This is a genomic window from Arthrobacter agilis, assembly GCF_030816075.1.
GTDB lineage: Bacteria > Actinomycetota > Actinomycetes > Actinomycetales > Micrococcaceae > Arthrobacter_D > Arthrobacter_D agilis_E.
This window is the reverse complement of record NZ_JAUSXO010000001.1, coordinates 1,741,806-1,753,122: the sequence shown is the minus strand read 5'-3', so window position 1 is coordinate 1,753,122 and position 11,317 is coordinate 1,741,806. Positions and strand designations below refer to the sequence as shown.

Genomic DNA, 11,317 nt, shown 5'->3' with positions numbered 1-11,317 from the left:
TGGAAGGGGGACTCGAGCTCGGCACGGCGGCGCCGGAGGGCCCGTCTCGTGGTCGCATGGCAGGATGAACACGTGATCACAGACGCGTCCGCCCAGCCTGTCCGCCCCACCCGTGGGCGACGGTGTTCCGCCATCCCGATGGCGCTGGCGTCCGTCCTTCTCGCCCTGACGTCCTGCGCCTCATCCGCGCCGGCGGACGACAGCGCCGTCGTCGCCCCCGCGAGTGACGCGGCCGACCCGGCGGCGACGCCCGAGGGCCCGGAGGAGCCGGCGCAGGCGGCCGCCACCGCGTCCGCACCGGAGGGAGACCTGGCGAAGGTGTCCGGCGCGGTCGATGCCGCCCTGCAGGAGCTGGTGGATGGCCAGGACTCGGTCACGAGCGACCAGGTGCGAGGTGCGATCGAGCAGGGGTTCGGCGCGGCGGACGCCGCGGCCGAATCGGTCGAGGTGTCGGTCGACCGGACGCCGACGGGCCTGGACGTCGACGCGATCCAGGGCGCCGGCCTCCTCGGCGGACGCTGCGTGTTCGGCGAGGTGCGCGAGGGCGTCGTCTCGGTCGTGGTGCTTCCCGCGCTGGCCTCGGGCCGATGCTTCGTGGGCGACCAGCGCTGAGGTCCCGCCTCGCCGCCGCCGCCGGATCGCAGGAGGCGACGCGGGGGCCGGGGCGGACGGATACCGGCCGAGTGGGAGAACAGGGTGGACACCCACTAGCCTTGGAGGTATGGCGGAATTCATCTACACAATGACCAAGGCCCGCAAGGCCGTCGGCGACAAAGTTATCCTGGACGACGTCAGCATGTCGTTCTTCCCCGGTGCGAAGATCGGCGTCGTCGGCCCGAACGGCGCCGGTAAGTCCACGATCCTGAAGATCATGGCGGGTCTGGACACGCCGTCGAACGGCGAGGCTCGCCTGAGCCCCGGCTACAGCGTCGGCATCCTCCTGCAGGAACCGCCCCTGAACGAGGAGAAGACCGTCCTGGGCAACGTCCAGGAGGGCGTGGGCGAGATCTACGGGAAGATCCAGCGCTTCAACGAGATCTCCGAGGAGATGGCGAGCCCGGACGCCGACTACGACACGCTGCTCGACGAGATGGGCAAGCTGCAGGAAGCGATCGACGCGGCCGACGCCTGGGACCTCGATTCCCAGCTCGAGCAGGCCATGGACGCGCTGCGCTGCCCGCCGCCGGACGCCGATGTCACGGTCCTCTCCGGTGGTGAGCGTCGTCGCGTGGCGCTCTGCAAGCTGCTGCTGCAGAAGCCGGACCTGCTGCTCCTCGACGAGCCCACCAACCACCTGGACGCCGAGAGCGTGCTGTGGCTCGAGCAGCACCTCTCCTCCTACGCCGGCGCAGTCCTGGCCGTGACCCACGACCGGTACTTCCTCGATCACGTGGCGGAGTGGATCGCCGAGGTGGACCGCGGCCACCTCTACCCCTACGAGGGCAACTACTCGACCTACCTCGAGAAGAAGCGTGCGCGTCTCGAAGTCCAGGGCAAGAAGGACCAGAAGCTCTCCAAGCGCCTCACCGAGGAACTGGAATGGGTCCGCTCCAACGCCAAGGGACGGCAGACGAAGTCCAAGGCACGCCTCAACCGCTACGAGGAGATGGCTGCGGAGGCGGAGCGCACCAGGAAGCTCGACTTCGAGGAGATCCAGATCCCACCGGGCCCGAGGCTCGGCAGCCAGGTCATCGAGGCCCACGACCTGCGCAAGGGCTACGACGACCGGATCCTCATCGACGGGTTGTCCTTCTCGCTGCCGCGCAACGGCATCGTCGGCGTCATCGGCCCCAACGGTGTCGGCAAGACCACGCTGTTCAAGACCATCGTGGGCCTGGAGCCCCTCGACGGCGGGGAGCTGCGCATCGGTGAATCGGTGAAGATCTCCTACGTCGACCAGTCGCGAGGCGGCATCGATCCCAACAAGAGCCTCTGGGAGGTCGTCTCCGACGGTCTCGACTTCATCCAGGTGGGCCAGGTCGAGATGCCGTCGCGTGCCTACGTGTCGGCGTTCGGCTTCAAGGGCCCGGATCAGCAGAAGAAGGCCGGAGTGCTCTCGGGTGGTGAGCGCAACCGCCTGAACCTCGCCATGACGCTGAAGCAGGGCGGGAACCTCCTGCTCCTCGACGAGCCGACCAACGACCTCGACGTCGAGACGCTGTCGAGCCTCGAGAACGCGCTGCTGGAGTTCCCGGGCTGCGCCGTCGTCGTCTCGCACGACCGGTGGTTCCTCGACCGGGTGGCTACGCACATCCTCTCCTACGAGGGCACCGAGGACGATCCCGACAACTGGTACTGGTTCGAGGGCAACTTCGACGCGTACGAGCAGAACAAGGTGGAGCGCCTCGGAGCCGACGCGGCCAAACCGCACCGCGTCACCCACCGCCGCCTCACCCGCGACTAGCGGGAGCGGATCGGTACAGAAGAGGGGACACGGCGAGCGCCGTGTCCCCTCTTCTGTGTCTCGGTGCCTCCCGGCCGGGTGCCGGTCAGGCCGGCGGGATCCGGATCATGCCCTCCTGCGCCACGCTCGCCACGAGATCGCCCGCACGGTTGTAGATGTGTCCGGTAGCCAGGCCCCGGGCACCCGACGCGCTCGGGGAGGTCTGCACGTACAGGAGCCACTCGTCCACCCGCACGGGGCGGTGCCACCACATGGCGTGGTCGAGGCTCGCCACGCTCATGCCGGGCTGGATCCAGCTGAGCCCGTGGGGGCGCAGGATCGATTCGAGCAGGGTGTAGTCGCTCGCGTAGGCCAGGGCCGCCCGGTGGAGGTTCGGGTCGTCGGGCAGGGGCCCGAGGCTGCGCATCCAGACGGCGTTCCGTGGCTCCCGCGAGCCCTCGTTGGTCAGGTACAGCGGAGCATCGACGTGCCGGATGTCGAACGGCCGGTCGAAGGCCCATGCCCGGGCCACGGGGTGGTCGAGTGTGCCGAGCAGGTCTGCCGTCGTGGGCAGAGTCTCCGGGTCCGGCACACCGTCCGGCATGGTGTCCTGGTGGACGATCCCGTCGTCGGGCGTCTGGAAGGACGCGATCATGGACAGGATGGGGACGCCGTTCTGATAGGCGTGCGTGCGGCGTGCCGAGAAGGAGCGACCGTCCCGCAGCCGCTGGACGCCGAAGGTGATGGGCTGGTCCGAGTCGCCGGCGCGCAGGAAGTAGCCGTGCATGGAGTGCACGTCGCGCGACGGCTCGACGGTCCGCATGGCCGCGACCAGTGACTGGGCGAGGACCTGGCCGCCGAAGACACGGCGTCCCGGCTGGCGGGCGGAGGACCCCACGAAGATCTCCTCGTCGGTCTGCGCCCCCTCGGCGCTGCTGAGGTCCAGCAGGGCGAGGAGCGCCTGCGTCGGATCGGTCGGGGGTTCGGCGGCAGCGGCGGCTCGGGCCGCGTGCGGCTGATCGGTCATGGGGGTCCTTGCGGTGGTGTCGACGGAAGCGGTGAACCGGGAACGGCTACCCCCGACACTAGACGGACGCGTCCGTCCTGCTCAAAACCACGCCAACACCCGGCCGCCCCGAGGCGGGTGCCCGGTCCGGGACGCCGTGCGGCCGGACACTCCATGATTTCTTGAGAGGATTGCACCATGCCTCCCGTGAACACCTTCCCCCTTCAGCTGCGCTTCGGCGACGAGGATTCGTACGGCCACGTGAACAATGTCCGGTTCGTGCAGTTCCTCGAGGACGCACGCGTGCACCTGATGAGCGGATCCCGGCCCGAGGGATCCTTCATGGATCTGATCGACCCGGACCAGTACACCCTCGTGGGGCGCCAGGAGATCGAGTACCTGGCGCCGTTGAACTTCAGCACGACCCCCGCCGCCGTGGACCTGTGGGTCACCGCCGTCGGCGGGTCCAGCTTCGACCTGGGCTACGCCGTGCGCGACAGGGTGGCCGCCGAGGGCAGCAGCACGAGCGCGATCGCGGCGACCACCATGGTGCTGGTCAGCCGGACCACCGGGCGTCCTGTGCGCCTCTCCGATGCCCAGCGGGGCATCCTGCTGTCCTGGCAGGGCCCGGCCGTCCCCTTCCGTCGCGCCCGCGCCAGGTAGGGCGGGCCATGGGATCGTCGGAACTCCGATTCGCGGACACGCAGTCGGTCGCTGATTTCCGCACCTTCACGGCGCGTGCCCGGGCGAACGACGACGGCAGCATGCGCCTGGTGGCGGTCGGCCGGGTCGCGGCCGCCTACGTCCGGACCCTCGGCCCCACGGTGCTCGGGGAACCGCTGCCGACCGTGCTCGGACTCCGCACCATGGCGCTCGGAAGCGACGCCGACGTCGACGTGACCGTCTCCCTGGGCTCGGTCCTCGACCGGCTCGCTCGCATGCCCGCCGGCGACGTCGTGTTCCCTGTCCCGACCGTGACGGTCACCGAGCCCTGGGCCGGGATCCTCCCGCCGCGTACCGGCTGGTCCTACGTGGGGGATGTGCCGTGCGCCGTCCTCGACCGGGCAGCGACGGACGGCATCGGGAACGTGGCCCGGAGCCTGCCGGATCGGGCGGGGGCGCCGGTCGTGAGCAGTGCGCGGACAGCGGTCTGGGGCCGCCCCCTCGACGGCGTGGCCGGATCGGTGCCCGCGGGAGCCGCCTTCGGTGCGTTCAGCCTGGGGTTCCTCGTGCCGGAGGCCAGCGCCACGGTCCACGTCAACGGCCGCTGGTCCCGGGTGAGTACCGCACGCGGTCATATCCTCGTGCGCGCCGCGGCCATCCTCTGACGCACGCACCGACGAACCGACGCGCGGGCGAACAAGCGAACGAACAGGCAAGCAGACGGTCGCGCGGGTGAACGGGCCGGCGCCCGGGCTGTCCCTCGGATCGGGCTAGTCTGCGGCGTTGACCATCGAGTGTGCGGCGCGGTCCAGGTAGTCCCAGAGGGTCGCCTCGTGCAGGGGGGCGAGCCCCAGGGAGTCGACGGCCGCGCGCATGTGCTGGAGCCAGTGGTCACGTGCCTGCGGGCCGACGCGGAAGGGCATGTGCCGCATGCGCAGTCGCGGATGCCCTCGCTGTTCGCCGTAGGTCTTGGGGCCGCCCCAGTACTGCTCGAGGAACAGCAGCAGGCGTTCCTTCGCCGGCCCGAGATCCTGCTCCGGGTACATGGGGCGCAGGACGTCGTCGTTTGCCACGCCGTCGTAGAAGGCGTCGACGAGCTTCACGAAGGTCGCGTGCCCGCCCACGGTCTCGTAGAAGTTGTCCGTGTACTGGGGCTGGCTGAACCCCTGGCCCGCCGTGACGAGCCGCTCGACGGGCAGCGCGGAGCGCGCGCCTGCGGACGGGGACGACGCGGTGCCGGCAGGAGGCGCCGCTTCGGCCGGTACGGGCGGCTCCCCGCCGGTCGACGGCCGCTGCGCGCCGGACGAACCCTCGCCGGTCATGCCCGATCCTCCGCCGGTGCGGTGGGAGCAGCGGCGGCCGGTGCGACGTAGTCGCCCTGCGACCGGTTGCCCACCTTGGTGATGTCGCCGTTGCGCACGTACCAGATGGCGCCGTGCTCGTCGATCATGCGGGTGATGCGCAGGCCGAGGGACTGGACCACGCCCACGGTGTCGCCGACCTCGATGGTGTCCCCGATGCCGTACTGGTCCTCGATGGTGATGAAGAAGCCGAGGAAGGCGTCGCGGATCACCTCGCGTGCACCGAAGCCGATGGCGATACCGACGATGCCGACGCTCGCGAGGATCGGCCCGATGTTGAAGCCGAGCGTCTCGATGGCCATGAGGATCGCGACGACGGCGATGGTCACGGCGGCGACGCTCGAGAGCAGGCCGCCGATGGTCTCGGCGCGCTGGACGCGCCGTGCGCTGTCGAACGGACGCAGTGCCGGCTGCGCCCACTTGAAGTGCGGCTTCTTGAACACGCTGTAGCCGTTCTGGACGCGTGTCACCGACCGCCCGATCAGGTAACGGACCACGAGCCACAGCAGGAGGGCGCCGATCAGGATGATGAGAGCGGCGATGACCTGGCCGCCGTAGCCGAGGGGGGTGAGGAATGTCATGGAGTCACTTTCATGCAGGCATCCGGGACGTCCGCCACGAGGGCACAGTGGCGCGGGGATGTACTGACAGGCTACAGGGACTCCCGCGGCCGGCGCCCGGCGACGGTCGCCACACCCACGGGGTGACACCCGCCGGACGCCGGATCCGGCGTGCTCCGCCCGGATGGCCTGTCCGGCTTGTCTGCTGCGTCCGCCGGACGCGCCGGGGCGGCGTCTCCCCGGGTCGTCTAGACCGTCGGGCCCGCGGCTACCGGCTCGTGGTGCACGGGGAAGGCCAGCGAGCGGGCGATGAAGCACAGCCGGTTCGCCTCGGCGTGCAGGGAATCCGCGAGGGCGACCTGGCCGGCGTCCTGCAGTTCCACCCGGGGCCGCAGCACGATCCCGGTGAACTCGCCGCTGCCGTCCGGGTTGAGGCGCAGCGTCCCGGTCGCCGAGTCGCTGTAGCCGGTGACCACCACACCCGCCTGCACGGCAACGTGCAGATAGGACAGCATGTGGCACTGCGCCACGGCGGTCAGCAGCAGCTGTTCGGGGTTCCACCGCTCCTTCGATCCGCGGAACGTGGGGTCGGCGGTCCCGAGGAGGCGCCCCGGACCCTCCACGTCCACCTCGTGGTCGCGGCTGTAGGCCCGGTAACCGGACGTCCCCTCGCCGAGATTGCCCGTCCAGAGGATCCGCGCCGCGTACGAGTGTTCCTGCAGGTTCATCCCTCGACCCTAGTACCGGTACCGGGGGGAGGGGGACCGGGGCGGGGAGGACCTGACCGGTCCTCCCCGCCCCGGTGGGTGGCTACCTGTCGGCGGCCTGGGCCCTGAGCGCCCGGACGATGCCGTCGCGGCTCTCGAGCACGAGCCGGCGCAGCGACGGTGCCTCGCTGCCGAGGTCGGCCAGGAAGGCGTCCGTCCGGTCGAGCGTCTCCTGCGTCGTCTGCAGCGAGGGGTACAGGCCGACGACGATCTGCTGGGCGATCTCGTGCGTGCGGGTGGCCCAGACCTGCCGGAGCGACGCGAAGTACCGCTCCACGTACGGCTCGAGCAGGGCGCGGTCGTGGACGCGGCCGAAGCCGGAGATCATGGCCCGCTGCGTGGCGTTGGGCAGATCGGTGGCGTCGACGATCGCCGTCCATGCGGCCTCCTTGCCCTCAGCCGTCGGCAGCGCCGCCCGGGCCGCCGCTGCGGCCAGCTCGCCCGTCGCCGTCGAGTCGCGCGCCAGTTCGGCGTCGATCTCGGCGGCACCGGCACGGCCACCGGTCACGAGGCTGGTCAGCAGCTCCCACCGCAGGTCCTGGTCGACGGTGAGGCCCTCGGGCACCCGGTCACCGGCGAGCATCGCCGCGACGGCGTCGAGCTGCGGCGCCGTGCGGGCGTGCGAGGAGAACGCCCGGGTGAACTGCAGCTGCGCATCGGACCCTGCGGCCGCCGCGAGGGCGAGCTCCTGCAGGCTGTCCGCCGCGGCCTCGCCCATCGCCTCGCGGTCCTCGGGATTCACGTAGAAGGCGAGCGTCGAGGCGAGCTGCCGGAGCAGGACGAGCACCACCGAGGAGTCGGACTCGGCGCCGATGTTCTGCAGGACCAGCTCCACGTAGTCGCGGGCGGGCGTCTCACCGTCGCGGGCGGCGTCCCACGCTGAGGCGAGGACGAGCGTGCGGGGGAGGGAGTCCTTGAAGTCCTTGACGTGGCGCACCGAGGTCCGGAGGGACGCGGGGTCGAGCCTGATCTTCGCGTAGGCGAGGTCGTCGTCGTTCAGCAGGACCAGCGCGGGCCGCCGGCGACCCACGAGGTCGGGGACCTCGGTGCGCTCGCCGTCGACGTCGAGCTCGAGCCGGTGCACACGGACCAGCGCGCCGTCGTCGTCGTGGTCGTAGAAGCCGACCGCCAGGCGGTGCGGCCGGATGGTGGGGAACTCCTCGACCGCGGTCTGCACGATGGTGAAGGCCGAGATGAGGCCGTCGTCGTCCGTGCCGATCTCGGGGCGGAGCGTGTTGACGCCGGCGGTCTCCAGCCACAGGCCGGACCACGCCTTCAGGTCGCGGCCGCTGGAGCCCTCGAGCTCGGACAGGAGGTCGACGAGCTCGGTGTTCTTCCAGGAGTGCTTGGCGAAGTACTGGCGGACGCCCTGCATGAACTCCTCCTGGCCCACCCACGCCACGAGCTGCTTGAGCACCGAGGCGCCTTTCGCATAGGTGATGCCGTCGAAGTTGACCTGCACGTCCTCGAGGTCGTTGATCTGCGCGACGATCGGGTGCGTGGAGGGCAGCTGGTCCTGGCGGTAGGCCCAGCCCTTCTCGAGGATCGCGAAGGTCGTCCACGCCTGCTCGAACTCCGTCGCCTCGGCGGCGGCGAGGGTGGACATGAACTCGGCGAAGGACTCGTTCAGCCAGAGATCGTTCCACCAGCGCATGGTGACGAGGTCGCCGAACCACATGTGGGCCAGTTCGTGGAGGATCGTGATGGCGCGCCGCTCGACGGTCGCATCGGGGACCCGGCCCCGGAAGACGTAGGTCTCCACGAAGGTGACCGCCCCCGCGTTCTCCATGGCGCCCGCGTTGAACTCCGGCACGAAGAGCTGGTCGTACTTCTCGAACGGGTACGGTGCGCCGAACTGCTCCTCGTAGAACGCGAACCCCTGCCGGGTGAGGTCGAAGATGTTCTCGGCGTCCATGTACTGCATGAGCGACTTCCGGGCGAACACGCCGAGCGGGATGGTCCGCCCGTCGGAGCTCGTGAGCTCGCTCCGCACCGACTGGTACGGTCCCGCGATCAGCGCCGTCACATAGGAGGACATGACGGGCGTCGGCTCGAACGCCCAGGTGGAGGCCGCGGCGCCGTCGGTACCGTCCGCTCCGGCCTGGACCGGTTCCGGCGTGGCGCTGTTGGAGATGACGTCCCAGTGCGACGGCGCGGTGACCGTGAAGCGGAACGTGGACTTCAGGTCCGGCTGCTCGAACACGGCGAAGACGCGACGCGAATCGGGTACCTCGAACTGCGTGTAGAGGTACACCTCCCCGTCCACGGGGTCCGTGAACCGGTGCAGGCCCTCGCCCGTGTTCATGTACGGCATGTCGGCCTCGATCACGAGCCGGTTGGCGGCGGCCAGCGACGGCAGCTGGATCCGGACGCCGTCGGACACCTCGGCGGTCTCGAGGGGGACACCGTTCAGTTCGACCCGGTGGACGGTGTCGGTCACGGCATCGATGAACGTCGATGCGCCCTGCTCCGCGTCGAAGGAGACGACCGTCGTGGACCGGAAGACGCGCTCGCCGCGGGTCAGGTCGAGGGTGACGTCGTAGGAGTGGACAGTGAGCAGATCGGCGCGCGTACGTGCTTCATCGCGCGTCAGGTTCAGACCGGGCAAGGATCGCCTCCAGGTGGTATCGGGGTCCGCGCGTGTGATGGGGACTACGCGGCGCTTAGATTCTCTCACTCCGCCAGACCCCGTCGCTCGCACCGGGCGTCATCGGTCCGCCCCCGGGGCGGACTAGGCTGGAACGCGTCCTGCCCTGCCGGGCGGGGTGCCCCGCAATCACCGCCGGCCCGCCCGGCGCCGTCCCGAAGGAACAGATGTCCATGCGCGTCCACCTCGCCACAGACCACGCCGGCATGGAGCTGAGCGCCCACCTGCTCTCGCACCTCACGGCGGCAGGGTACGACGTCGTCGACCACGGCCCTGCCTCCTACGACCCGGAGGACGACTACCCCTCCTTCTGCATCCACGCCGCGCAGGCCGTCGTCGCCGACCGGGCTGCGGGCACGGAGGCGCTCGGGATCGTCCTCGGCGGGTCCGGCAACGGCGAGCAGATCGCAGCGAACAAGGTGCAGGGCGCGCGGGCGGCCCTGGCCTGGAACCTCGACACCGCGCGCCTCGCGCGCCAGCACAACGACGCGAACGTCATCGCCGTCGGAGGACGCCAGCACACCGTGGACGAGGCGACGGAGATCATCGAGGCGTTCCTGGCCGAACCGTTCAGCGGAGCCGAGCGGCACAGCCGCCGGATCGCCCAGATCGCGCGGTTCGAGGAAACGGGAAGCATTGCCTGAGGGCCACTCGGTCCACCGGCTGGCGAAGCAGTTCGGCTCGGTCTTCGCCGGCGAGCGGCTGGCCGTCTCCAGCCCCCAGGGGCGCTTCTCGGCGGGAGCCGCGCTGCTCGACGGCGGCACCCTGCTGAGCGCACTCGCGCACGGCAAGCAGCTGTTCCTGAGATTCGACGGCGACCGCGTGCTCCGCGTGCACCTCGGTCTCTACGGCGCCTGGAGCTTCGGCGGCGATTCGACCTTCCGGGGAGCGTCCAGTATCGGTGCGCCCCGCCGGGTGGGGGAGTCGGAGCAGCCCTCCGGAAGCGGTGACGGCGACGGTGACGCCTACGGCGGCCCGCCGGAGCCGGTCGGCGCGGTGCGCGTCCGGCTCGTCTCGGCCCACGGCTGGGCTGACCTGCGGGGGCCGACGGCCTGCGAGGTGATCACGGGTGCCGAGGAGGAGGCCGCGCGGGCGAAGCTGGGACCGGATCCACTCCAGCCTTCGTCCGACGGCACCGTGTTCGTCCGCAAGGTGATGTCGAGCATCACGGCGGTGGGCATCCAGCTCATGAACCAGGCGGTCATCGCCGGGATCGGGAACATCTACCGCGCGGAGGTGCTGTTCCTGCAGGGCATCAACCCCTGGCGCCCGGGCAGGCAGCTCCGGGAGGACGAGGCGGCCGGTATCTGGGCGGACACCGTGCGGCTGATGAAGGACGGCGTGCGGGAGGGCCGGATCATCACGACGACGTCCGAGGCCCGGAACGGCAGGCCCAAGCGGTCGGCGCCGAACTACGTGTACAAGCGCACCGGTGAGCCGTGCCGCCGCTGCGGCACGCCGATCCTGACGGCGGAGATGGCGGCGCGGAACGTGTACTGGTGCCCGCAGTGCCAGGCGGCGTGACCAGGGCCGAGCCCGCGCGGCGGACAGGCCGGTTAAAGCAGGACACCCGGACGCATCGGTCCGGGTGGAAGGCCCTCGAGGGCCGGAAGGAGAGGGGATGACGGGAATCGAACCCGCGTAATCAGTTTGGAAGACTGAGGCTTTACCATTAAGCTACATCCCCGAAACAGGCCCTGGCGGACCCTCGTGGAACGCCTACAACTACACCACAGCAGCCGCGCGATCGCCAAATGTGCGCCGTGCGCTCAAAGATGCGTAGACTGACACTCGCACTTACGGGGTGTAGCTCAGCTTGGTAGAGCGCCTGCTTTGGGAGCAGGAAGTCGCAGGTTCAACTCCTGTCACCCCGACTCTGTCGTGTGATGAGGAAAGTGCCTCCGCTGCAGAACCAATCCCAATCATCCCA

At 70.2% G+C, this 11,317-nt stretch carries 11 protein-coding genes and 2 tRNA genes; 7 read left to right on the top strand and 6 right to left on the bottom strand.

The features are described from left to right. Positions 1 to 72: 72 nt before the first annotated feature. Together QFZ50_RS07985 and ettA are read left to right on the top strand one after the other, a co-directional pair. Positions 73 to 612, top strand: coding sequence for a DUF6993 domain-containing protein (locus QFZ50_RS07985; protein ID WP_307083202.1), 540 nt, complete (start codon positions 73 to 75; stop codon positions 610 to 612). Positions 613 to 721: 109 nt separating this feature from the next. Next, entirely contained in the window at positions 722 to 2,404 is a 1,683-nt protein-coding gene (ettA, locus tag QFZ50_RS07980) for an energy-dependent translational throttle protein EttA (protein WP_307083201.1), read from the top strand. A gap of 85 nt (positions 2,405 to 2,489) precedes the next feature. On the opposite strand, the gene QFZ50_RS07975 is transcribed toward ettA, so the two are convergent. Next, a complete protein-coding gene (locus QFZ50_RS07975; RefSeq protein ID WP_307083200.1) occupies positions 2,490 to 3,410 on the bottom strand; it encodes an acyl-CoA thioesterase in 921 nt (306 codons plus the stop codon). Positions 3,411 to 3,587: 177 nt separating this feature from the next. On the opposite strand from QFZ50_RS07975, the gene QFZ50_RS07970 reads away from it, so the two are divergent. Next, positions 3,588 to 4,052, top strand: a complete 465-nt coding sequence (locus QFZ50_RS07970; protein ID WP_307083199.1) for an acyl-CoA thioesterase — start codon at positions 3,588 to 3,590, stop codon at positions 4,050 to 4,052. A gap of 8 nt (positions 4,053 to 4,060) precedes the next feature. After that, a complete protein-coding gene (locus QFZ50_RS07965) occupies positions 4,061 to 4,717 on the top strand; it encodes a hypothetical protein (protein WP_307083198.1) in 657 nt (218 codons plus the stop codon). Between the two features lie 105 nt (positions 4,718 to 4,822). Here the strand turns inward: QFZ50_RS07965 and QFZ50_RS07960 are convergent, their stop codons facing one another. The 4 genes from QFZ50_RS07960 to pepN form a co-directional block, all read right to left on the bottom strand. Next, positions 4,823 to 5,251, bottom strand: a complete 429-nt coding sequence (locus tag QFZ50_RS07960; RefSeq protein WP_307086718.1) for a globin — start codon at positions 5,249 to 5,251, stop codon at positions 4,823 to 4,825. A gap of 119 nt (positions 5,252 to 5,370) precedes the next feature. Further along, positions 5,371 to 5,994 carry a mechanosensitive ion channel family protein gene (locus QFZ50_RS07955; protein ID WP_307083197.1) on the bottom strand — a complete coding sequence of 208 codons (624 nt, stop codon included), beginning with the start codon at positions 5,992 to 5,994 and terminating at the stop codon, positions 5,371 to 5,373. Positions 5,995 to 6,221: 227 nt separating this feature from the next. After that, positions 6,222 to 6,701: an OsmC family protein gene (locus QFZ50_RS07950; protein WP_307083196.1), complete on the bottom strand. Its 480-nt coding sequence runs from the start codon at positions 6,699 to 6,701 to the stop codon at positions 6,222 to 6,224. Positions 6,702 to 6,783: 82 nt separating this feature from the next. After that, on the bottom strand, positions 6,784 to 9,339 hold the full coding sequence (pepN, locus tag QFZ50_RS07945) for an aminopeptidase N (RefSeq protein ID WP_307086717.1): 2,556 nt from the start codon (positions 9,337 to 9,339) through the stop codon (positions 6,784 to 6,786). A gap of 221 nt (positions 9,340 to 9,560) precedes the next feature. Between pepN and QFZ50_RS07940 the strand changes: the two genes are divergently transcribed. After that, entirely contained in the window at positions 9,561 to 10,031 is a 471-nt protein-coding gene (locus QFZ50_RS07940) for a ribose-5-phosphate isomerase (RefSeq protein WP_307086715.1), read from the top strand. After that, positions 10,024 to 10,911: an Fpg/Nei family DNA glycosylase gene (locus tag QFZ50_RS07935; RefSeq protein ID WP_307083195.1), complete on the top strand. Its 888-nt coding sequence runs from the start codon at positions 10,024 to 10,026 to the stop codon at positions 10,909 to 10,911. Before QFZ50_RS07940 ends, QFZ50_RS07935 begins: the two co-directional genes overlap by 8 nt. Before the next feature lie 92 nt (positions 10,912 to 11,003). On the opposite strand, the gene QFZ50_RS07930 is transcribed toward QFZ50_RS07935, so the two are convergent. Further along, positions 11,004 to 11,074 (bottom strand) — tRNA-Gly (locus QFZ50_RS07930). Positions 11,075 to 11,187: 113 nt separating this feature from the next. On the opposite strand from QFZ50_RS07930, the gene QFZ50_RS07925 reads away from it, so the two are divergent. Beyond that, positions 11,188 to 11,261 (top strand) — tRNA-Pro (locus tag QFZ50_RS07925). Positions 11,262 to 11,317 lie beyond the last annotated feature (56 nt).